The sequence below is a fragment of the Roseateles chitinivorans genome, assembly GCF_002761755.1.
Lineage (GTDB): Bacteria > Pseudomonadota > Gammaproteobacteria > Burkholderiales > Burkholderiaceae_C > Roseateles > Roseateles chitinivorans.
Window position 1 is genome coordinate 1 of record NZ_PEOG01000082.1, and the last position, 22449, is coordinate 22449.

A 22449-nucleotide genomic window follows, 5' to 3' on the forward strand; every position below is an offset into this window, starting at 1 on the left:
CCGGTGACGGCGGTGGCCGCCGCGTCCGCGGCCAGTCCCGCAAGGCCCGCCGCGGCGCCGTGGCGCGTCGGCATCCAGCGCCTGGCGCTGGAGGGCGGGCGGGTCGGCTGGACCGATGAGACGCTCCGTCCCGTCGCCCGTTGGCGGGTGGACGGGCTGACGCTGACGGGCAGTGGGCTGAACTGGCCGCTGGTGGCGAAGGCGGCGCCGGTGGAGATCGCCGCCACCCTGGGGACTGAAGGCGAGGCGTCGCCGGCGACGGTCTCCGGCAAGGGCCAGGTCGGCGCGGCTGGCATCGCACTGGACTGGGCCTTGAAGGACCTGGCGCTGGACGGGCTCGCGCCTTACCTGAAGGCGGCGACGCCGTTGTCCGTGCGCGGCCGGTTCGGGACGCAGGGCACCGTGCGCGCGGGGCCGAACGGCGAGCACCTGACGCTGTCGCTGAAGGCGCTGACTCTGGACGGCGTGGCATTGGCCGACGGCGGGAAGCCGGTGCTGGCGCTCAAGCAACTGAGCCTGGACCAGGCGGAGCTGGCCCTGGACGACCGCCGGTTGAGCGCCGGCAAGCTCGCGCTGGTGGCGCCGCAGGCGCATCTGGGGCGAGACAAGGCCGGCAAGTGGAGCTGGGAAGCCTGGAGGGGGGCGTCGGCGCCGTCCTCGGGCGCTGGCGCCGCGACGGCCTCCCGACGGCGCGTGACCGAAGCGCGGGGGGACCGCCTGACGCTGGAGCCGCCCGAAGCCCGCGAAGTGGCGGCCGCATCCACGCCCGCGGCGCCATGGACGGCGCAGGTCGCCGAGATCACCGTCGAGGGCGGCGAGGCGACGCTGCTGGACCTCGCCACCCACGTGCTCGATGACGAGCCAGCCCGGCCGATCGGCCTGCAGGAACTGGCGCTGAGACTGTCGGGCGTCGAGTGGGACGGTCGGCAATTGCGCAAGCCGCTGCCGGTCCAGCTGAGCGCCACCCTGCGCCGGCCCGACGCCACGCGGCGCAACCTGCGCGAGGTCCCGAAGTTCCGCTGGGACGGCCAGCTGGCCCTGTCGCCGCTGAAGCTGTCCGGCAAGGTCAGCGCCGAGCATCTCCCGCTGCACTGGGCCGATCCCTACCTCGATCCGTCGATCGGCATCCACTTGCAGCGGGCCGAGGGCTCGATGCGCGGCGCCTTCGAGCTGACCGAGACGGCGAAGGGGCCGTCGGTTACGGCCGGCGGCGATGTGCTGATCGCCGACCTGCGCCTGCGCCAGGCTCGCCTGCAGGAGGGCCGGCGGCGCTCGGCCGAGGAACTGCTGAGCTGGCAGGGGCTGAAGCTGGGCGGCCTGCGGCTGGCGCTCGCCCCCGGCGGCGCGCCGGACCTGAAGATCCAGCAGGCGGTGCTGGACGAGTTCTATGCCCGGCTGATCGTCAATGAGCAAGGGCGCCTCAACCTGCGCGACCTGAACCAGACCGAGCAGGGACAGGCGGTGGCCGCCGTGGCCGGCACGGCGGCAGCCTCGGCCCCGGTCGCGACGACGGTCGCACAGGCCACCTCGGCCCCCGTGCCGACGCCCGCTGCCGCTGCCGCCTCGTCCGCCGCCGGCCAGCCGCCGCTGCGGCTCAGCATCGCCGAAACCCGGCTCAACGGCGGCAAGGTCGATTTCAACGACCGCTTCATCAAGCCCAACTACAGCGCCAACCTCAGCGAGCTGACCGGCACGCTGGGGGCGTTCTCGGCGGGCTCGGCGGAGATGGCGCCGCTGCAGCTCAAGGGCAAGGTCGAGGGCACCGGGCTGCTGGACATCAGCGGGCGCCTCAATCCGAGCGGGGCGCCGCTCGCGCTGGACATCACCGCCAGCGCCACCGACATCGAACTGGCGCCGCTCTCGCCCTACGCCGGCAAGTACGCCGGCTATGCGATCGAGCGCGGCAAGCTCTCGACGCGCGTCCATTACGAGATCGAGCCGGGGGGGCGGCTGCAGGCCGACAACAAGATCGTGCTCAACCAGCTGACCTTCGGCGACCGCATCGACAGCCCGACCGCGACCAAGCTGCCGGTCAAGCTGGCGGTGGCGCTGCTCAAGGACCGGGACGGCGTCATCGACGTCAACCTGCCGGTCAGCGGCTCGCTCAACGATCCGGAGTTCAGCGTCGGTGGACTGGTCGTCAAGCTCATCGTCAACCTGCTGACGAAGGCGCTGATGTCGCCGTTCTCGCTGCTGTCCGGCGGCGGCGGGGCGGAGATGAGCCAGCTCGAGTTCAAGCCCGGCACCGCCGCGCTGCAGCCCGAGGCGGCGAAGAAGCTGGAGCCGCTGAACCGGGTGCTGGCGGACCGTCCGGCGTTGCAGTTGAGCATCACCGGCTGGGTGGACCCCGCCGCCGAGCGCCGCGCCGCCCAGGCGGCCCGGCTCGAGGAGGCGCTGCTCGCCGAACGGCGCCGGGAGCTGCGGCGCGCGGCGGTGACGCAGGCGGCGGGCCCGGCGGCGGCCGCCTCGGCCGCGCCGGATGCGCCACTGGTGCTTGACGACGCCCAGCGCGCGCGCCTGCTCAAGGCCGTCTACGACAACGCCAAGCTGCCCGGCAAGCCGCGCAACTTCATCGGCCTGACCAAGGACATCCCGGCCGAGCAGATGCGGGAGCTGCTGATGGACAGCTACACCGTGACCGACGAGCAGCTGCGCGAACTGGCGCTCCAGCGCGCGGTGGCGGTCCGGGATGCGCTGATCGAGCGCGGCGTGTCGAACGCGCGGATGTTCCTGGCTTCGCCGAAGCTGCATGCGAAGGACGACGAGCGCGGCGCGGACAAGGACAAGCCTTGGCAGCCGCGCGTGGATCTGGCGCTCAGCGCACAGTGAGCGGCCGTCGCTCGCCTATGCTCGCGAGCGTTGCCCGAGGTGGGCGGGCGACCGGCGGACGGGCTTGATTTCCGAGGCCTGCGCCCGATCTGAGCCCGCCTGTCGCGGGAAGACTTCCCGCCAGCTTTGAGGACTTGCCATGACGACCACTCCGAATCCCGTTTCCCTGCAGGCCGGCGAGGACCTGATCACCCTCGGAGGCGGCTGCTTCTGGTGCACCGAGGCGGTGTTCCTGCGCGTCAAGGGCGTGCTAGGCGTCGAATCCGGCTACACCAACGGCCAGGTCGCGCAGCCGAACTATGAGCAGGTCTGCTCCGGCAACACCGGCCATGCGGAGGTGGTGCGGGTGCGTTTCGACACCCGCGTCGTCAGCCTCGAGGACCTGCTGCAGGTCTTCTTCACCATCCACGATCCGACGACGCTGAACCGCCAGGGCGCGGACGTCGGCACGCAGTACCGCTCCGGCATCTACTACACCCGGCCCGAACAGCTCGGCGTGATCCGCCAGGTGCTCGACGAGGCGCAGCGCGCCCATGGCGGCAAGGTCGTCACCGAGGTCCAGCCGGAGCAGAACTACTGGCCGGCCGAGGCGTATCACCAGGACTACTTCGCCAATCACCCGGAGCAGGGCTATTGCGCTTTCGTCGTCGCGCCCAAGGTCGACAAGTTCGCGAAGAAGTTCAAGGAATTGCTGAAGGACGAGGCGGCCGGCTGATGGCGTCGACGGACGCCGCGCTGATCGCGAGCCACGGCCTGCGCTTCCGCCATGGCGGGGCGGTCAGGGGCCGGCGGCCCGTCGCGGCCGCCGAGGCTCCCTCGCTGCCCGATGTGTCCGACTCATCGGACGCACCCGCTGGGCGCGGGTCCTCCGCGGGGTTCCTTCTGCGCTTTCCCGACTTCGAGCTCCCGCGCGGCGGTCACCTGCTGCTGCGCGGCGCGTCGGGCAGCGGCAAGAGCACGCTGCTCGCCTTGATGGCCGGATTGCTGACGCCGACAGCGGGACATCTGGCGATGGATGGCGTCGAGATCGGCGCGCTGGCGCCGGCCGCGCGGGACGCCTGGCGGGGCGCCCATCTGGGCTTCGTGCCGCAGCGCCTGCATCTGAGCCCCTCGCTGAGCGTGCGGGACAACCTCGCGCTGCCTTACGTGGCGGCCGGACTGAGGCCGGACGACGCCCGGATCGCCGCGCTCCTGGCCGAGCTGGGCATCGCGCAGCTGCTGGATCGACGTCCCCATGCGCTGAGCCAGGGCCAGGCCCAGCGCGTGGCGTTGGCCCGGGCGCTGCTGCGGGCGCCGCGTTTCGTGCTCGCCGACGAGCCCACCGCCAACCTCGACGACGAGGCCTGCGACGCCACGCTGGCGTTGCTGCGCCGCGTCGCGGACGAACACGGCGCCAGCCTGGTGATCGCCTCGCACGACGCACGGATCGAGGCCGCCTGGGCCGACTGGGCCGCGCTGCAGCGCTTGAAGCTCGCGCGGGAGGGGAGCGCGGTGACGCCGCCAGGATCGCCGTCGCCGACATCGCCGCCGCCGTCGCCTTCGTTCTCGAACCCATGAGTCGCTCCCCGCTGAACCTGCCGCGCCTGGCGTGGCGATACCTCTGGGCACGTCCGATGCTGACGGCGCTCAATCTGATGCTGCTGAGCCTCGGGCTGGCCGCGATCGGCTTCGTCGTGCTGGTCAGCGAGCAACTCGAACACGGCCTGCGGCGCGACCTCGGTGGCATCGACCTGGTCGTCGGCGCCAAGGGCAGTCCGATGCAGATCCTGCTGGCGGGCGTGTTCCACCTCGACCAGTCGACCGGCAACATCCCGTTGGCCACCGTCGCGCAGCTGCGAGCGCAGCCGCTGGTGGCGCAGGCGGTGCCGATCTCGCTGGGCGACAGCTTCCGCGGCCACCGCATCGTCGGCACGACGGCGGCCTACCTGGACCTGTACCGGCTCGACCTCGCGCAGGGCCGGCGCTGGACCGGGCCGATGCAGGCGGTGCTGGGCGCCGAGGTGGCGCGCCAGTCCGGGCTGAAGCCGGGTGACCGTTTCCATGGCACGCACGGTCTGGCCGGGGGCGGGGAGGAACACGAGCATGCCTATGAAGTGACCGGCGTGCTCGCGCCGACCGGCGGGGTCGTCGACCAGCTGGTGCTGACCGATCTCGCCTCGGTCTGGGAGGCCCATGCGGCGCATGGGCATGCGGACGAGGCGACGGAGGCATCGCTCGAGGTCAGCATGGTGCTGGTGCGCTACCGCAGCCCGCTGGCCGCGGTGATGCTGCCGCGCTGGGTGAACGCGCAGGCGGGGCTGCAGGCCTCGGTGCCGGCGCTGGAGACCGCCCGGCTGCTGAGCATGGTGGGCGTGGGCCTGGACGTGCTGCGTGGCTTCGGCGGCGTGCTGCTGCTGGCGGCGGCGTTGTCGGTGCTGGTGGCGCTGCTGCACGCGGTGCGGGAACGCCAGGGCGACCTCGCGATGCTGCGGATGCTCGGCGCGACGCCGGCGCGCGTCGCCGGTCTGATCGCGCTGGAAGCGCTGATGCTGGCGTCGCTCGCGACGCTGCTCGCGCTCGGACTCGCTCATGGCCTGGCAGCCGTGCTGGGCGCGGTGCTGGCGGAGCAGCAGTCGATGCGGATCTCCGGCGCCTGGGTCTCGCCCTGGGAGGCCCTGGTGCCGGCGCTCGCGCTGGGCCTGGCGCTGATCGCGGCCGCCTGGCCGGCCTGGCGCGGTTACCGGCTCGACGTGACCGAGCTGCTGCAGACGCCGCGCTGACCGCAACTCGCCCGTCGCAGCGCGCCACGGACCGGCAGGGCGAGGCACAATGTCGCGTTTCACGCGGCGCCGACGCCGCTCTCACGCCGACGCCCCGATGCCCTCACGCACCGCCATCGCCATGCCCCGCCTTCCAGGAAGCGCGGTCGCCTGCCTGACGATCGTCATGGCCGCGGCGGCGTTCGTTGCCGCCGGTCCGGCCCAGGCCCAGGCGTCCTCCTCGGGCGCGGCGATCCCGATGGGCTCGGGCCCCGGCTACCACGATCCCCGCAGCCCGTTCCAGCCGCTGCAGGAGGTCGAGGGGGTGGTGAGCTGGAAGCTGCTGTCCTCGGTCACGGTCAAGGCCGACAAGAGCAAGGTCATCCCGACTTTTCCCTCCGGCGTGCTCGCGCTGGACAAGCGCACGGTGAAGGTCCAAGGATTCATGATGCCGCTCGAGCCGGGCGACAAGCAGAGCCACTTCCTGCTGTCGTCGGTACCCACCAGCTGCTCCTTCTGCGTGCCGGCCGGTCCGGAAGGGCTGGTGGAGGTGCGCAGCAAGACGCCGGTCCGCTACACGCTGGACGTCGTGACCGTCGAAGGCCAGATGGCCGTGCTCAACGACGACCCGTACGGCATGTTCTACCGCGTCACCCAGGCCGTGCCGGCGCCGCGCTGAACGCGCCGCGACGCAAGCCCGCCCATGCATCGCCCGACCGCGACCCTCCGGACCCGCCAGCAGCGCTGGTGGATCTGGCTGTGCGTGGCCGCGGTGCTCGGCTTCCAGGCGCTCGGCCTCGTGCACCGCAGCCTGCACGGGTCGGCCAGCCATCCCTCGCGCATCGCGATCGCGATCGCGCAGGCCACCGGCGAGGACACGCCCGCGCCGACCTTCGGCCATGCGGCCGGCACGCCGGACTGCCAACTGCTCGACCAGCTCAGCCACGCGCTGGGCCCCGTGGCCCAGGCTTTCGCCTGGACCGCGCCGCCGCCGGACCTCCCGGCCGACCTGCACGCGCCGCGCGACGCGACGCTGGCGCAGCTGTGGCGCAAGGGCGCGCGCGGCCCGCCGCTCGCCTGAGACCTCCGTCGATCTTTCCCGCGTCCTTTCCGGATCCTCGATGCGCTGCGCTCCACGTCCCTCGACGGGGCCGCGCATCGCGGGGCGACGCGTCCGGCATCCGTGTCGACGTCGGCGTTTGCGCCAGCGGGATTTCCACCAGCATCTGATCGCGCCGCGGTGCTCGACCGCCGGCGCTCGAGAGTGTCCTCATGGCCAACCAGCCCCGTTCCCCGTTCCTTCTGTCTCCGATTTCCCTGGCCCTCGCACTGGGCACCAGCATCGCCTGGGCCCAGCAGGCGCCTGTTCCGCCCGCGGCCGATGCCGCCGCGCCCGCGGGTGACGCCGCCAACGCCGACACCGCCGCGGGCGGCGCGGCCCGCGCGCACAAACACAAGCTCGACGTCGTCGTCGTGACCGGCAACCCGCTGAGCCAGCGCGAGCTCGCCGCACCGGTGCAGGCGCTGAGCGGCGACGCGCTGACCCTCAAGCGGGGCGCGAGCCTGGGTGACACGCTGGACGGCCTGGCCGGCGTGGGCTCGACCTACTTCGGTCCCAACAGCAACCGCCCGACGATGCGCGGCCTGGACGGCGACCGCGTCCGCATGCTGAGCAACTCCGGCGCCTCGGTCGACGCGTCCAGCCTGAGCTTCGACCACGCGCTGCCGGTCGATCCGCTGGTGCTGACGCGCGTCGAGGTGCTGCGCGGCGCGGCGGCGCTGCAGTACGGCGGCAACGCGATCGGCGGCGTCGTCAATGCGATCGACAACCGCATCCCGCGTCTGGCTCAGCCGGGCCTGAACGGCGTGGCCGAAGTGCGCCTGGGCGGCGCGGCCAGCGAGCGCGGCGGCGCGGTGGTGCTCGATGGCGGCAGCAACGCGTTCGCCTGGCACGTCGATGCCGCCGACCGCCGCGCCGACGACCAGCGCGTGCCCCGCTTCACCAGCGAGGACGGCACCAGCACCCATGTGCGCAACTCCGACGCTCACGGCCGCAGCGGCGCGGTGGGCGGCTCGCTGCTGTTCTCGCAGGGGTACGCCGGCGTGTCGGTGGAGGACTACCACAACGAGTACGGCGTGACCGTCGAGCCGGACGTGCGCATCCAGATGCAGCGCCAGCGCCTGGCCACCGCCGGCGAATGGCGCGACCCGCTGCCTGGTCTGGCCCGCGTGACCTGGCAGTTCGCGAGCAGCCGCTACAAGCACCAGGAAGTGGAGGGCAGTGGCGAGATCGGCACCGTCTTCGAATCCGACGGCAAGGATGGCCGCGTCGAGGCCACGCATGCGGCCTTCCAGGGCCGCTGGGGCACGGTGCAGGGCGTGCTGGGCTGGCAGTGGGAGCAGAGCGACTTTTCCGCGCTTGGCGAGGAGGCGCTGGTGCCCGGCACCCGGACGCGAGGCAACGCGCTGTTCCTGATCGAGCAGTTCAAGTCCGGACCGTGGAGCCTGCAGGCCGGCGGGCGCGCCGAGCGGATCACCGTCGCTTCGACCGGCGGCGACCAGGAGCGCTTCGGCGATCCGATGACGCGCCGCTTCAGCCCGAAGAGCCTCTCGCTGAGCGGCGCCTATGAACTGGGCCATGGCTTCAGCCTGTCGAGCAACCTGAGCAGCAGCCAGCGCGCACCGACCTTCTACGAGCTCTTCGCCAACGGCGTGCACGTGGCCTCCGGCGCGTACGAGGTGGGCGACGTCAACCTCGGGCTCGAGCGCGCCAAGGCGGTCGACCTCGGCCTGCACTGGAAGCAGGGCGAGGCGAAGTGGAGCCTGCAGGTCTACCAGACGCGCTTCTCGAACTACATCGCGCTGGACGCCAGCGGGCGCGACGTCGAGCTGGTCGGCGAGGACGGCGGCACCGAGACCGTGCCGGAGTACCTGTACCGCGGCGTGCGCGCGCGGATGCATGGCATCGAGCTCGAGGGCCGGCAGCCGCTGCCCGCCGTGGCGGGTTGGGGCCTGACGCTGGGCACGACGCTGGACCTGGTGCGCGGCACCAACCGCGATACCGGCGAGCCGCTGCCGCGCCTGGCGCCGGTGCGCGCCAGCCTGTCGCTCCAGGCGGAGCGCGGCCCGTGGCTGATCCAGGCCGAGCTGCGCGGCGCCAAGCGCCAGGACCGCGTGCCGGCGCTGGACACGCCGACGGCGGGCTACGGGATCCTGCGGCTGAACATCGCGCGCCACTTCGACATCGGCAACCTGGACGCGATGTGGTACCTGAAGCTGGACAACCTGGTCAACAAGCTGGCGTACAACGCGGGCAGCGTGCAGACCATCCGGGAACTGACGCCGCTGCCGGGACGCAGCCTCTTCGCCGGGCTGCAAGTCAAGTTCTGACCCTTCCGGCTCCGCTCGCTGGCGGGGCGGGTGGGGCCTTCAGTCGTGCCTCTCCGCCTCCGGGAGAGGGTTGGCCCCCTCTTTCCCTCTCCCGCTTGCGGGAGAGGGCAGGCTGAGGGGATATTCAGGGCGCGAGGCGCTCCCGCACCCACTGCCCTTGCTCCAGCCGGTACACCAGCCGGTCATGCAGCCGCGACTTGCGCCCCTGCCAGAACTCCCAGCGTTCCGGCACCAGCCGGTAGCCGCCCCAGTGCGGCGGTCGCGCCGGATTCAGCCCGTGCTGGGCCGCGGCCTTGGCCGCGTTGGCGACCAGCACCGCGCGCGACGAGATCACCTGGCTCTGCGGCGACGCCCAGGCGCCCAGGCGCGAGTCCAGCGGGCGCGACGCGAAGTAGGCATCCGATTGGGCGGCATCGACCTTCTCCACCCGGCCTTCGATGCGCACCACCCGTTCCATCTCGACCCAATGGAACTGCAGCGCGGCGAATGGGTGCGCCGCCAGTTCGCGGCCCTTGCGGCTGTCGTAGTTGGTGTACCAGACCAGGCCGCGCTCCTCGATGTCCTTGATCAGTACGATCCGGGTGGACGGCCGGCCGTCCGGGCCTACCGTGGCCAGGGTCATCGCATTGGGTTCGGGAATGCCGGCGTCCAGGGCCTGCTGGAGCCATTCGCGGAACTGGCGCAGCGGTTCGGGCGAGGCCAGTTGCTCGTCGAGCTCATCGCGCTCGTAGCTCTTTCGAAGGTCGGAGAGTTTGTCCATCCTTTGGAGTATCGGGCGAATCCTTAAGTAAAGCTCCCACTCGTGAAACTCCGGGTGCGGTCCCCATCTTCCGGCAGGCATGCTTCCCGGCATGGAGCCGCGCCACAGAGCGGCGGCCGGGAGGCTCGGGACCCAACCAGAAGGAAGTTTGCATGAATCAGCGACGACCCGCCGTCGTCGTGCTCGCGGCAGGGCGCGGCCAGCGCTTTCGCGGCGAGGGCCACAAGCTGGAACAGGTCTTGAACGGGGACACCGTGCTGGCGCTGACGCTGCGCCAGACGATGGCTTCCGGCCTGCCGATGCTCGTGGTGACCTCGACCGCGTTGGCACCTCTGGTCCGACGCCATGTGGCCTCGCGCGACATGCTGGTGCTGCCCGACCAGGATCGCCTGGGACGTCCGGCGCCGCTGGGCATGGGCCATTCGATCGCGGCGGGTGTCGCCGCGACCGGGGACGCGCCGGGCTGGTTGATCCTGCCGGCCGACATGCCGATGGTGCGACCCAGCACCCTGGCGGCGGTGGCCGATGCGATCGAGCGCGATCCGATCGCCTACGCGCAGCACCGCGGTCGCCGGGGCCATCCGGTGGGATTCAATGCCGAGCTCTTCTCCGAACTCACCGGCCTGCAGGGCGACGAGGGCGCGCGCCGCCTGCTGGCGCGTTATCCGGCCCAGGCCGTGGACGTCGACGATCCGGGCGTGCTGATCGACGTCGACACCGTCGAGGACCTGCAGCGGCTCAAGGTCGACCCGTCAATGCCGCGCCCGAGCGATCTGGGCCTGCGCACCTTCGGTGGCTGAGGCCGGCCCGCCGCGCCGCGGCTCAGGCCATCCCGACCGATCGGCTCACAGCCCGTGCGAGCGGGCCAGCGCCAGCTGGCGCTCCAGCGCGCGGTCGTGGATGCCGTGCTCGCGCAGGCAGGTCACGGCGCGCGTCAGGTAATCCAGCGTCGTGCCGTAGCGCCCGCGCGCGTGGCGCAGGATGTGCAGCAGCCGGTCGTCTGCCAGGTCGCCCACCCAGCCCGGGCTGCGTCGCGACAGGGTGAAGGCCAGCGCCTTGCGCGTGCCCAGGCCGTCGGCGCACTGGCAGTCCAGCCAGCGCGGCACATAGGTGCCGACCACCATCTCCCGCAACCACAGGCGATGCAGCGTGGCCTCGCTGTCCTGCGGCGCCACGCGGTAGAGCAGGCCGCGGCAGCTGCCGCCCGACAGCAGCGTCATCACCAGCCCGGGCTGTTCGGCGCTGCCGCGGTTCACCAGCGAGCGCAGGCGCAACGCGCGGTGATAACCCTGGACCCTCGCCACCAGCGTCTGCGCCGGTTCGAACCCGGGATTCCACATCAGCGAGCCGTAGGCGAACATCATCAGGCCGTGCTCGCGGTCCCATTGGCGCTCCGCGGCTTGCAGCAGCGCTTGACTGTGGGCAGGAAGGTCTTCGAGCCGCGCCTCGGCCAAGGGGTCGTGAATCATGGCGGAATGCTGCCATAGCGGGCGTTCCGGCCTGCAACCGCCGGTGCGTTGGCCGCGAGGGCATGGGGCCTTGGCGGCCAGCGCCAAAACCCCATGCCCTCCCGTCCCGGCGGCTAAGGCGGACTGCGGGCGAACAGCTTCGGGAACGTGGACTGCCGCAGAGCAGGAGAGCGTTTTCGTAACTCTCTTGTACCCGGGAAAGCGTTCCGGGAGAGTCTCATGACCTTCCGGGCGTGTAATATGGTTACCAATCTAACCCTGGCCGAGTTACATCGGCAGTCGGCATGAACAAGACGCTTCTGGACGTCACCGCGCGCATCAAGGCGCGCAGCGCCGCTTCGCGCGAGCGTTACCTGGATCTGATCGAGCGCATGGCGGGTCGCCAGCGCGGCGTGCAGCGCCTGGGCTGCGCGAACGTCGCCCATGCGGTGGCCGCGATGCCGGCCAACGACAAGCTGCGGATCGTCGCCGAGAAGGCGCCCCACCTGGGCATCGTCACTGCCTACAACGACATGCTGTCGGCCCATCAGCCCTACGAGAACTACCCCGCGATCATTCGCGACGAGGTGCATCGCCAGGGCGCCACCGCGCAGGTCGCCGGCGGCGTGCCGGCGATGTGCGACGGGGTCACGCAGGGCACGCCGGGCATGGAGCTGAGCCTGTTCTCCCGCGACACGATCGCGATGGGCACGGCGGTGGCGCTGTCCCACGACGTCTTCGATGCCGCGCTGCTGCTGGGCATCTGCGACAAGATCGTGCCGGGCCTGCTGATCGGTGCGCTGCACTTCGGTCATCTGCCCTGTGTCTTCGTGCCGGCGGGACCGATGAGCTCCGGCCTGTCCAACAACGACAAGGCCAAGGTGCGCGAGCTCTACGCGCAGGGCAAGGTCGGCCGCGACGAGCTGCTGCAGGCTGAGTCCCAGGCCTATCACGGCGCGGGCACCTGCACCTTCTATGGCACCGCCAACAGCAACCAGATGCTGCTCGAGGCCATGGGCCTGCATGTGCCGGGCGCGGCCTTCGTCCATCCGCACGACGGGCTGCGCGAGGCGCTGACCCGCGAGGCGGTGCGCCAGGCGCTGAAGATCATTCCCCAGCGCGACTACACGCCCATCGGCCGCATGGTCGACGAGCGCAGCATCGTCAACGCGATGGCGGCGCTGCTGGCGACGGGCGGCTCGACCAACCACCTGATCCACTGGATCGCCGTGGCGCGCTCGGCCGGCATCCTGATCGACTGGAGCGACTTCTCCGAGCTGTCCTCGGTCGTGCCGCTGCTGGCGCGGGTGTATCCGAACGGCAGCGCCGACGTGAACCAGTTCCAGGCCGCGGGCGGTCCGGGCTTCGTGATCAAGGAACTGATCGGCGCAGGGCTGATGCATGGCGACGTGCTGACCTCGGTGTCGGGCCAGGACTTGACTGCCTTCGGCCGGCTGCCGCGCCGCGCGGAGGACGGTTCGGTGAGCTGGAGCGACCTGCCGGACCGCAGCGGCGACGAGGCGGTCGTGCGCACGGCCGCCGCGCCGTTCTCGCCCACTGGCGGGCTCAAGCTGCTCGCGGGCAATCTGGGTCGCGCGGTGATCAAGGTGTCGGCGGTGCCCGAGGACCGGCACACGGTCGAGGCGCCAGCGCGCATCTTCGACAGCCAGGAGGCGATGCAGGCGGCGTTCAAGGCGGGCGAGCTGGAGCGTGACGTCGTCGTCGTCGTGCGTTTCCAGGGCCCGCAGGCCAACGGCATGCCGGAGCTGCACAAGCTGACTCCGCCGCTGGCCGTGCTGCAGGGCAAGGGCTTCAAGGTGGCGCTGGTGACCGACGGACGCATGAGCGGTGCGTCGGGCAAGGTGCCGGCGGCCATCCATGTGAGCCCGGAAGCGCTCTCGGGCGGACCGCTGGCCAAGCTCCGCGACGGCGACCTGGTGCGCGTGTGCGCCAACAGCGGCGAGCTGACCGCCCTGGTGCCGGCGGCGGAGTGGGAGCGCCGCGAGCTGGCGCAGATCACCGCGGACGCGGTGATGGAGAACGGTGCCGGACTGGGCCGCGAGCTGTTCGCCGGCATGCGGCGCAATGTGACGTCGGCGGAGGAGGGCGCGGTCACCTGGCTGTGAGGCCGGGTGATCGACGCGTCGGCGGAGTCGGATTCGATTACGAGGAGAACCCCATGAGTTCCATCAAGGACACCCTGAGCCTGGCCGAGCACGGTCCGGTGATCCCGGTCATCGTCATCGACCGCGTCGAGGATGCGGTGCCACTGGCGCGCGCGCTGGTCGCGGGCGGCGTGAAGGTGCTGGAGGTGACGCTGCGCACGCCGGTGGCGCTGGAGGCGATCGCCGCGATCGCGCGGGAGGTGCCGGAGGCGCTGGTCGGCGCGGGGACGCTGCGCACCTCGGCGGACGCGGTGGCGGCCAAGCAGGCCGGTGCCTGCTTCGCGGTCAGCCCCGGGTTCACCCCGGACGTGGCCGGCGCCTGCGAGGCGCATTTCCTGCCTTTGCTGCCCGGCGTGTCAACGGCCAGCGAGGTGATGATGGCCAGCGATGCCGGCTACAAGTTCCTGAAGCTGTTCCCGGCCACCGCGGTGGGCGGGACCAGCCTGCTCAAGGCGCTGGCCGGCCCGTTCCCCGACGTGGCTTTCTGCCCCACCGGCGGCATCACGGTGCAGACGGCGCCGGATTTCCTGGCGCTTCCGAACGTCAAGGTCTGCGGCGGGTCCTGGCTCACGCCGGGCGACGCGGTGAAGGCGGGCGATTGGGCCCGCATCACCCAGCTCGCCAAGGAAGCGAGCGCCTTGCGCGCCTGATCACCGCTTCGGCGGGTCGAACACCAGGCAGGTCGTGCTGGCATGCGCATACAGCTTGCCGTCATGGCCGACCAGGTCGGCCTCGGCCGTCGCCATCTGGCGGCCGACATGCCGGGTGCGACCAATGGCCCGCACGACCGGCACCCGCTCGTTGAGCGCCCGGACCAGGTTGATCTTCAATTCGAGCGTCGTGTAGCCGCGGCCCGGCTCCAGCGTCGTGTGTACCGCGCAGCCCAGCGCGGAATCGAGCAGCGTCGCGTACCAGCCGCCGTGCACCGTGCCCATCGGGTTGTAGTGCCGGAACTTGGGCGTGCCCTGGAAGATCACCTCGCCCTTGCTCACCCGCAGCAGCGTGAAGTCCAGGGTCTGCGCGATCGGCGGGGGCGGCAGCTTGCCGTCCAGCATCGCCTGCATCTGCTCCAGGCCGCTCAGGCCGGCGATCTCCGCCATCGTGGCGACCCCGTGATCCGGTCGGAACTTCGCCCGGGCCGTCTTCTCTTCGTTCAGCCAGTCGGCGAGTACGTCGTCATGCGTCGGAGTCAAGGCAGCGCTCATGGGAATCCCTGTATCAGTGGCGGGCGAACGGAAGCTTGTGGCTGCAATGGTTGCAGCTACAATCTTTCGCTGTCAAGCCCCTGGGAGACAGCGCCCTGGCGCCGCCGCGGACATCGCGGGCCCAATGGGCTTCCACGACACCCCTCATCGCCATGAGCGCCACGCCCACCGCCTCGAAGACCACCTCGGCCACGGCCGAGCCGATCTCGCCCAAGGGATGTACCAACTTCAAGCTACGGCAGCTGACCCGGCTGGTGTCCAACCACTGCGAAGCCCATTTCGCCGAGAGCGGCCTCAAGACCACCCAGTACGCGCTGCTTTCTCACATCACCGTGCTGGGCCCGATCCAGCCCAGTGAACTCGCCCGGCGGATGGATCTGGACCTGTCCACCTTGTCGCGCAACGTCCAGCCGCTGCAGGCGATGGGCCTCGTGGAATCGCTCCCCGGCGCCGACGCCCGGAGTCGCCAGCTGCAGGCCACGCCGGAGGGGCACGCGCGGCGCAAGCAGATGAAGGCGACCTGGAAGCGCGCTCAGCTCTCGCTCAACGAGCGCCTGGGTGATGAGCGCGTGCGGCAGCTGCATGCGCTGCTCGACGAGTGCGCGGCGCTGATGCGCGGCGAGCTCGATCCGGACGATCTTGCTGGCGACTCGCCGTGAGCGCCGGCGCACCGCCAACGCGATGAGCGCTCAGCACGCGATGACGGGCGCACCGCGTCTTCATGGTGAGCCGCCCGCGCTGAGCGATCGCCCGGCTCATCGTCCGAGCTGGAACAGGTCGAGCGCCGCGGCGACCTCGCTGGCCTGACCGCGCAGCCGGTCCGAGGACCGCGCCAGGTCCTCGACCATCGCCACGTTCTGCTGCGTGATCTGCTCGAGCTGCCGGACCGCGTCCGACACCTGCGAAATGTCCTGCAGTTGCGTTTGCGCGCTGCGCTCGATGTCCTCGATGACACCCCCGAAGCGCTCGACCGCGGACAGCGTGTCGCCCATGCTGCGCCGTGCCTCACCGGTCTGGCGCGTGCCGGCCTCGACCTTCTCGTCGGAGGCGGCGATCAGCTGCTTGATCTCGCGCGCCGCCAGGGTGCTGCGCTGCGCCAGCGCGCGAACCTCGCCAGCCACGACCGCGAAGCCGCGACCATGCTCGCCGGCGCGCGCCGCCTCGACGGCGGCGTTCAGCGCGAGCAGGTTGGTCTGGAAGGCGATGCCCTCGATCAGCTGCGTGATTTCACCGATGCGGGCCGAGGCCTGCGCGATCGCCTGCATCGTGTCATTGACCGAGCGCACGTTGCCGTCGCTGCGCCGGGCGGCCTCGCCGAGTTCCGCCGCGACCTGCCGGGCGCGCTGGGCCGCATCGCGGTTGCCGCGGACCTCGTCGGTGATCTGGCGCATGCTCGCGGCGGTCTGTTCCAGGCTGGACGCCTGGGCCTCGGTGCGCCGGGCGAGGTCGTGATTGCCCTGCGCGATCGCGTCCGACACCGCCCGCATCTCGCCGAGTTCGTGCTGCGTGTCCGACACCAGCGCGCGCAGGTTGACCCGCAGCTGCGTCAGCGCGCGATCCAGCAATCCGGGCGCGGCCGCCTCCGAGGGGGCCGGACGCGGCGCGCCCAGGTCACCCGCTGCGAGGCGCTCGGCCATCCGCACGCCCGTCCGCAGGTCGGCGCGTCGCCGGCCCATGCGGAACGCCGAGATGACACCGACCGCGAGGCGCCGCCAGAGCGGCGCGCGCAGGCGGCCGTGATGCAGCACGAGGTCGCCACGACCTTGCCGGGCCGCGGCATTCATCCGCGCATACAACGCCTGGGCCGCCTGCACCTGCTCGCGCGTGGGCTGGCTGCGCACCGACAGGTAGCCCGCCGGCTGGCCGTCGCGCAGCAGCGGCGTCACGTTGGCCATGACCCAGTAATGGTCGCCGTCCTTGCGGCGGTTCTTCACCAGACCTGACCACGGCCGCCCCGCCTGCACCGTCGCCCAGAGGTCGCGGAAGGCCTCGGCCGGCATGTCGGGATGGCGGATCAGGTTGTGCGGCCGACCGATCAGCTCCTCGCGGCTGAAGCCGCTGACCGCGACGAACACGTCGTTGCAGTGCAGGATGCGGCCTTTCAGGTCGGTCGTGGACACCAGCGCGCGGCCTTCGGGAAACGGGAACTCCCGTTGCGTGACCGGCAGATTCGTTCTCATCGATGCGTTCCCTGTACGGTAAGTCTTGACTTGGATCAAGACACAGCATCGATGAGTTGGTCAGGGCGTCACTTGCGCAAGATCAAGCCATTGCGACTTGACCCGGTGGAGGGTTAGCGCGGCGTGAAGGAGTGCCGGCGCGCCGGCGTTCAGTCCAGCGTGACGATCACTGGCGCGTGGTCGCTGGGCTTGGGCAGCTTGCGCATCTGCCGGTCGATCGTGCAGGCGGTGACGCGGGGCTTCAGCGCCTCGCTGACGAGGATGTGATCGATGCGCAGGCCCTTGTTCTTCTGGAAGCCCAGCATGCGGTAGTCCCACCAGCTGTAGCTCTTGGGCGGCTGCTCGAACATCCGGTAGGCGTCGGTCAGGCCCAGGTCGAGCAAGGCCTGGAAGTGCGCACGTTCCTGCGGCGAGGTGTGCGTCTGGCCGACGAAGGCGGCCGGGTCGTAGCAGTCGCGATCCTCCGGAGCGATGTTGAAGTCGCCCATCAGCACGAGCTGCTTGTGCTGCTGCATCTCGCTGGCGAGCCAGGCGCGCAGGCCGTCCAGCCAGGCCATCTTGTAGACGAACTTGTCGCTGTCCAGCGCCTGCCCGTTGGGGAAGTAGGCGCCGATCACGCGCACGTCGCCGACGGTGCCTGCGATCAGCCGCGCCTGTTCGTCGGCATAGCCGGTGATGTTCTTGACGATGTCCTGCGCCGGCGTGCGGCTCAGCAAGGCCACGCCGTTGTAGGTCTTCTGGCCGAACCAGTGGACCTGGTAGCCGGCGTCGTTGATCGCCTGAGCGGGGAACTTGTCGTCGGTGAGCTTGGTCTCCTGCAGCACGATCGCGTCGACCGGGTTGGCGTTCAGCCAGTCGATCAGTTGCGGCAGGCGCACGGCCAGGGAGTTGACGTTCCAGGTAGCGAATTTCATGGCGCTCGTAGGTGATTGAGGCAGGCAACGGCGCATCGTACCCAGTCCTTCGACGAGGACGCGCCATCGCCCTGAAGGCGCCCACCGCGCAGGCTCAGTTGAGCTCGGCGGAGGTCGGTGGGAGCCGCCTGCCCAGGCGCCGGGCCGATTCGATCAGCACCGGTGTCATGACCGCCCAGCCCGCACCCAGCACGGCCAGTGCGGAGGCCGGGTCGGGAAAGCTGCCAGCGCCCAGCCGCACGGCGGCCAGGTACGACAGCGGTCCTCCGACTCCGCCCAGCAGCGCCGCCAGCAGCGGCCGCCCGTGCAGCCACGACAGCGGTCCCCGGAGCAAGGTCGCGAACAGCGCCCAGAGCGCCAGGATCCAGATCGGCGCCAGGTGGGGCAGCGGGCCGGGCGATGCGTACTGCACCCAGTCTTGCCGGACCATCCAGCTGTCCCACACGAGACCGACCAGCATGGCCAGCACCGTCAGCGCCAGATCCGCGGCGCGGGCGGGACTCATGGCCAGGTGCAGGAGCACGACCGCGGCCACCGCCATCAGGCCCGCCGGGACCTGACCGTGCGCCGCGCCCAGCACGCACGCGAACCAGGCGGCCTGGAACAGGCAGAACTGGACGATGCCGATCATCAGCTGCCTCTTCGACCTGCTGACTGCCTTCATGGGGGAACTCCTTCGCTGGCGGTGCGTGGCGGCGGCGCGCCTGACCGGGCCACGCCGCGCCGCCGATCAGCGGCCCATGGCCTCGATCCACGCGCCGCGCCGCGCGCTGCCGCTTCACAGCGGGTTGGGAATCAGCACCTTGTCGATGACGTGAATCACGCCATTGCTGGCTCGCACATCGACCGCGACGATCCTGGCCTGCGTCGCGGTGGAGTCGGTGATCGTGAGCGGCGTGCCGGCATTGACCACGAGGGACTGGCCCAGCACCGTGGTGACCGGCGTGCCGAAGGGAATATTGGCCGACAGGACCTCGCTGCCCAGGACGTGATAGGTCAGCACGTTGGTGAGCTGCTGCGTGCTGAGGCCGTTCACTGTCGAGGCGATGGCGGCGAAGGCGTCATGGGTCGGCGCGAAGACGGTGAAGGGGCCGGCGCCGCTGAGCGTCCCCTGCAGGTTGGCCTTGACCACCGCAGCGACGAGCGTGTCGAAGGTCGGGTTCACCTGCGCCATCTGGACGATGTTCAGGAGCCCTGGAGGCACGAGCACCTTGTCGACCGCGTGAATGACGCCGTTGCTGGCCATCACGTCGGCGGTCGTCACACGGGCCGTGGTGAGCGCCGCATCCTGGATCGTGACGCCGCCGGTGAAGCTCAGGCCGAGCGTCGTGGCATTGCCATTGAACTTGTACAGCGTGGCCTGCGTCGCCCCGCCCGCGGCCAAGTCGGCTGCGGTCTTGCGCGTGCCCAGCACGTGGTACTGGAGGATGCCGGCGAGCGTTGATGCGGGCAGGGCGGTGACCATCGCATCGGCGCTCGCGAAGCCCAGCTGCGTCGCCAGTTTCGTGAACGCGTCGTTGGTCGGCGCGAAGACCGTCAGGGACACCGAGCTGTCGGCGAGCGTCAACGCCAGCCCCGCTTTCGCGGCGGCCGCCGTGAGCGCGGTGAACCCGCCGTTCTGGGCGGCCTGGGCGAGGGTCGGCGTCGGCGCGGGGTCGTTGTCGTCGCCGCCGCAGGCGGTGAGCATCGTCGATACCGTCGCGGCTGCGAGGAGCCATTTGAAGAGACGAAGCATGGGAGTTCTCCTGAGTTGATCTTGTGGCGAATGCGGCCGGCGCGACCGGCAACGAAACGCGGCTGTCTTACGACGCCCGCGCCGTCATGGATCAACTGGGGAGGCGGATCGTTACGCTGGGTGCGGCACCCCACATTGCCGATGGGCAGGGCGATCCAGTCCCGCGGATCAGCGGGCGAGCCGCTCGCGCAGCGCCTGCGCCTGGGTCTGGATCGCTTGCGTCTCCTGCGCCGACAGGCGATCGAGGCGGCGGACCTGCGCGCCCAGTCGTGGATGACGCGCGAAGCGCGTGCGGTGCCGCAGCAGGAAGTCCCAGTACAGCGTGGTGTACGGACAGGCCCGGGGACCGACCTTGACGCCGGGCTGGTAGGGGCAGCGCGCGCAATGCCGGCCGCCGCTCATGCGCTCGATGTACGCGCCACTCGCGACATAAGGCTTGCTCGTCATCCGGCCGCCATCGGCGAACTGGCTCATGCCCAACGTGTTGGGCAGCTCGACCCATTCGACCGCATCGACATAGACCGCCAGGTACCACTCGTGGACCTGCTCAGGCCGCACGCCGAGCAACAGCGAGAACAGCCCGGTGATCATGAGCCGCTGGATGTGATGCGCGTAGCCCAGGCGCAGCGTCTGCCGCAGCGCGTCCGCCAGGCAGGCCAGCTCGGTCTCGCCGCTCCAATAGAACGCGGGCAGCGGCTGGTCGGCCTCCAGGGCATTGGCTGTCGCAAGCGCCGGCATGTGGGTCCAGTAGACGCCCCGCACGTACTCGCGCCATCCGAGCACCTGCCGGATGAAGCCCTCGACGCTGGCCAGCGGCGCGGCGCCCGCCCGCCAGGCCTGCTCGGCCCGTGCCACCACCTCGCGCGGACCGATCAGCTTGAGGTTCATCGCCGAGGCCAGTTGTGCATGCCACAGCCACGGCTCGCCCGGCCACATCGCGTCCTGCCAATGCCCGAACTCGGGCAACCGCTCCGCGATGAACCGATCGAGGGCCTGCAGGGCCTGCTCCCGGGTCACCGGCCAGTCGAAGTCTTGCAGCGACCCCGGATGCCCGGGAAAGGCCCGCTCGACGATTGCCAACACCTCGCGGGTGATGTCGTCAGGGGACACCCGAACGCGATCCGGCAGGAAAGCCGGCCCGCCCGGCGGGAACGGGCGCTGGTTCTCCGCGTCGAAGTTCCAGCGGTCGCCCGCGGGCTCGTCGCCGTTCATCAGCACGCCGTGACGGCGGCGCATCTGCCGATAGAAGACTTCCATGCGCAAGATCCGTCGCCCCTGGGAAAAGGCGGCGAACTCCCGCACGGTGCAGAAGAAATGCCGGTCGTCGCGCAATTCGATCGCATACCCGGCGGCGGCCGCGGCGCCGCGCAGCGCCTTGAGCACGCGCCAATCGCCGGGCGCCGTCATGACGACGCGTCGCGGCTGCCAGCGCGCCAGGGCGCGCGCGAGTTCACCGGCGAGGCTGCCGGTGTTGCCCGCGTCGTCGAGTAGCACATAGTCCACCGGCCGGCCCAACTCCCGCAGCGCCAGGGCATGGTGCCGCATCGCCGAGAGGAACAGGGCGATGCGGATCCGACTCGACCAGACATGCACGGACTCCTCGCGCACCTCCGCCATCCAGACGACATCGCGTTCGGGATCGAAGTCGTCGAAGGCCGAGCTGTGCAGATCCAGCTGGTCTCCCAGCACGAGGACCAGCGAGCGCACGGTGCCCTTCATGGCGATGACGGCCTGGCAATCATGGCGCGGTGTCCAAGGGCCGCGTCTTCAGGCGCCAGCCCATCGGAGGGGTCTCTTCGTTGTTCCGCGTCGATATACGGCGGTCGCGACGCCTTGGATCAATGAGACTGCGGCCGCCTACCGCAGGCGTTCCACGAGGCTGCGCTGCGACGGCCATTCCTGGTGCGAGGCGGCGCGGTGGTTCTCCACCTCGGTGAAGGTCTTGCGCCGCTGCTCGTCGGTCTTGCGCATCGCGCGCGCGATCGAGTCGCGCGTCGTGTCGATCAGCGTGGTGACGGTCCTGGTGTCCTCGACGTCGGTGGCGTCGTAGTTGCCGCCCGCGCGGTCCAGCGTGTAGGTCCGCGACTTCTGGAAGCTGGCGCTCAGCGTCTCGGTCTGCGTCTGCGTGATCGAGCGCCCGCCGGTGGCCGTGTTGGGCCGCTCAGTGGTCGTCTGGCCGATCCGGTAATCGGCATGGCCGGCCTCCTGGACGCTGCCGATGCGGCTGGTGCGCTGCGAATCGGCGCTGAAACTGGCCTGGAAGTCGGCCAGCCCGCTTTGCAGCGCCTGCGTCTGCGCGCGCAACCCATCGCTCATCGGTGCCATCGCGGCGGGGTCGAGGCGGTCGACGATCCCGCCAGGCCGGGCGTCGGCGCCCTTCGGCGCGGACCTGATCGCCGGCGCCGATTCAGCGGCCAGCGGACGGCCGCGCGTCGCATCGACATCGGGACGCCGGCCGTCATCAGGCCGCCGTGTCTCGTCGGGACCGCTGGGTGGGGCCTGCAGTTGCCGGAAGGCGTCCTTGAAGGACTTCGTCATCGCCGCGTCCGCATGGCCGCGTTCGGCCGCGGCATCGATCTGCTGGAGCAACTGGTCGATCGCCGACCAGCGCTGCCCGCTCGCTGGCGCGGCGGTCGTCGAGGCGGCATCCACCTCGAGCGACATCTCGCCGCTGGTGGTCCGCAGCGCCAGCGACTTCTTCTCGGCGCCCAGTTGCAGCGAGAACGAGCGCAGTTGGCCGGGCCGGTCGGCCGGGGCATCCGGGTTGTCGATGCGCAGGTCCAGGCCGGTCAGCACGCCGTCGGCGTCGAAGCCGGTCAGCCCGGACAGGTCCAGCGTCGGCGCACCGTCGCCCAGGCCCTCCAGCGCGCGGTCCAGGCCGTCGGACAGCGTGGCGAGCGCGTCGCGCTCGGCGCTGCTCAGCGGCCCGGAGCTCGAGACCTCGACTTGCAGGCCGCGCGTGCCGCCCGATTCGCCGCTGTTGACGCCGATCCTGAGTTCGACGGTCTGCCCGGAGCGGGTCTGTAGCTTCAGGCTGACGGTCGCTGCCTGGGTCGCGACGCCGGCCAGCGCCTGCTGCTGCAAG

At 70.8% G+C, this 22449-nt stretch carries 20 protein-coding genes; 11 read left to right on the forward strand and 9 right to left on the reverse strand.

The annotated features are described in order from the left end of the window. The 7 genes from CS062_RS21855 to CS062_RS21885 form a co-directional block, all read left to right on the forward strand. Nucleotides 1-2829: DUF748 domain-containing protein (locus CS062_RS21855; RefSeq protein WP_099863663.1), on the forward strand; the 2829-nt coding region annotated here is incomplete at its 5' end. Between the two features lie 139 nt (nt 2830-2968). Continuing rightward, on the forward strand, nt 2969-3544 hold the full coding sequence (gene msrA / locus CS062_RS21860; RefSeq protein WP_099863664.1) for a peptide-methionine (S)-S-oxide reductase MsrA: 576 nt from the start codon (nt 2969-2971) through the stop codon (nt 3542-3544). After that, on the forward strand, nt 3544-4386 hold the full coding sequence (locus CS062_RS21865; RefSeq protein ID WP_099863665.1) for an ABC transporter ATP-binding protein: 843 nt from the start codon (nt 3544-3546) through the stop codon (nt 4384-4386). The genes msrA and CS062_RS21865 overlap by 1 nt, the downstream gene beginning before the upstream one ends. After that, a complete protein-coding gene (locus CS062_RS21870) occupies nt 4383-5588 on the forward strand; it encodes an ABC transporter permease (protein ID WP_099863666.1) in 1206 nt (401 codons plus the stop codon). Before CS062_RS21865 ends, CS062_RS21870 begins: the two co-directional genes overlap by 4 nt. A 97-nt stretch (nt 5589-5685) precedes the next feature. Then, on the forward strand, nt 5686-6246 hold the full coding sequence (locus tag CS062_RS21875; RefSeq protein ID WP_233218203.1) for a DUF3299 domain-containing protein: 561 nt from the start codon (nt 5686-5688) through the stop codon (nt 6244-6246). A gap of 24 nt (nt 6247-6270) precedes the next feature. Continuing rightward, a complete protein-coding gene (locus tag CS062_RS21880) occupies nt 6271-6648 on the forward strand; it encodes a hypothetical protein (RefSeq protein WP_099863668.1) in 378 nt (125 codons plus the stop codon). A gap of 191 nt (nt 6649-6839) precedes the next feature. Further along, nucleotides 6840-8957, forward strand: coding sequence for a TonB-dependent receptor (locus tag CS062_RS21885; protein WP_099863669.1), 2118 nt, complete (start codon nt 6840-6842; stop codon nt 8955-8957). A gap of 124 nt (nt 8958-9081) precedes the next feature. Here the strand turns inward: CS062_RS21885 and pdxH are convergent, their stop codons facing one another. After that, the gene (gene pdxH / locus CS062_RS21890; RefSeq protein WP_099863670.1) at nt 9082-9717 is read right to left on the reverse strand and encodes a pyridoxamine 5'-phosphate oxidase; all 636 of its coding nucleotides are present in this window, start codon (nt 9715-9717) and stop codon (nt 9082-9084) included. 152 nt (nt 9718-9869) lie between these two features. Between pdxH and CS062_RS21895 the strand changes: the two genes are divergently transcribed. Then, nucleotides 9870-10517 (forward strand): nucleotidyltransferase family protein, encoded by a 648-nt coding sequence (locus tag CS062_RS21895; RefSeq protein ID WP_099863671.1) that lies wholly within the window; start codon nt 9870-9872, stop codon nt 10515-10517. A 45-nt stretch (nt 10518-10562) separates the two neighbouring features. Here the strand turns inward: CS062_RS21895 and CS062_RS21900 are convergent, their stop codons facing one another. Continuing rightward, the gene (locus tag CS062_RS21900; RefSeq protein WP_099863672.1) at nt 10563-11186 is read right to left on the reverse strand and encodes a gamma-glutamylcyclotransferase; all 624 of its coding nucleotides are present in this window, start codon (nt 11184-11186) and stop codon (nt 10563-10565) included. A 284-nt stretch (nt 11187-11470) separates the two neighbouring features. Here CS062_RS21900 and edd point away from each other — a divergent pair, with 284 nt between their 5' ends. Further along, a complete protein-coding gene (gene edd / locus CS062_RS21905; protein ID WP_099863673.1) occupies nt 11471-13291 on the forward strand; it encodes a phosphogluconate dehydratase in 1821 nt (606 codons plus the stop codon). A 53-nt stretch (nt 13292-13344) separates the two neighbouring features. After that, nucleotides 13345-13980, forward strand: a complete 636-nt coding sequence (locus tag CS062_RS21910) for a bifunctional 4-hydroxy-2-oxoglutarate aldolase/2-dehydro-3-deoxy-phosphogluconate aldolase (RefSeq protein WP_099863674.1) — start codon at nt 13345-13347, stop codon at nt 13978-13980. Here the strand turns inward: CS062_RS21910 and CS062_RS21915 are convergent, their stop codons facing one another. Beyond that, complete coding sequence (locus CS062_RS21915; RefSeq protein WP_099863675.1) at nt 13981-14535, reverse strand: PaaI family thioesterase; 555 nt, start codon at nt 14533-14535, stop codon at nt 13981-13983. Nucleotides 14536-14687: 152 nt separating this feature from the next. Between CS062_RS21915 and CS062_RS21920 the strand changes: the two genes are divergently transcribed. Next, a complete protein-coding gene (locus CS062_RS21920) occupies nt 14688-15194 on the forward strand; it encodes a MarR family winged helix-turn-helix transcriptional regulator (RefSeq protein ID WP_099863676.1) in 507 nt (168 codons plus the stop codon). 96 nt (nt 15195-15290) lie between these two features. Here the strand turns inward: CS062_RS21920 and CS062_RS21925 are convergent, their stop codons facing one another. From CS062_RS21925 to CS062_RS26340, 6 genes are all read right to left on the reverse strand, one after another. Continuing rightward, nucleotides 15291-16715, reverse strand: a complete 1425-nt coding sequence (locus tag CS062_RS21925; RefSeq protein WP_099863677.1) for a methyl-accepting chemotaxis protein — start codon at nt 16713-16715, stop codon at nt 15291-15293. 149 nt (nt 16716-16864) lie between these two features. Further along, nucleotides 16865-17629, reverse strand: a complete 765-nt coding sequence (xth, locus tag CS062_RS21930) for an exodeoxyribonuclease III (protein WP_099863678.1) — start codon at nt 17627-17629, stop codon at nt 16865-16867. Nucleotides 17630-17723: 94 nt separating this feature from the next. Next, entirely contained in the window at nt 17724-18293 is a 570-nt protein-coding gene (locus CS062_RS21935) for a DUF2878 domain-containing protein (RefSeq protein ID WP_099863679.1), read from the reverse strand. 114 nt (nt 18294-18407) lie between these two features. Beyond that, nucleotides 18408-19364, reverse strand: coding sequence for a fasciclin domain-containing protein (locus CS062_RS21940; RefSeq protein ID WP_233218204.1), 957 nt, complete (start codon nt 19362-19364; stop codon nt 18408-18410). A 168-nt stretch (nt 19365-19532) separates the two neighbouring features. Next, a complete protein-coding gene (locus CS062_RS21945) occupies nt 19533-21083 on the reverse strand; it encodes a cryptochrome/photolyase family protein (protein ID WP_099863680.1) in 1551 nt (516 codons plus the stop codon). Nucleotides 21084-21221: 138 nt separating this feature from the next. After that, nucleotides 21222-22449, reverse strand: a 1228-nt coding sequence (locus CS062_RS26340; protein ID WP_158238880.1) for a hypothetical protein, incomplete at its 5' end; no start/stop codon positions are given.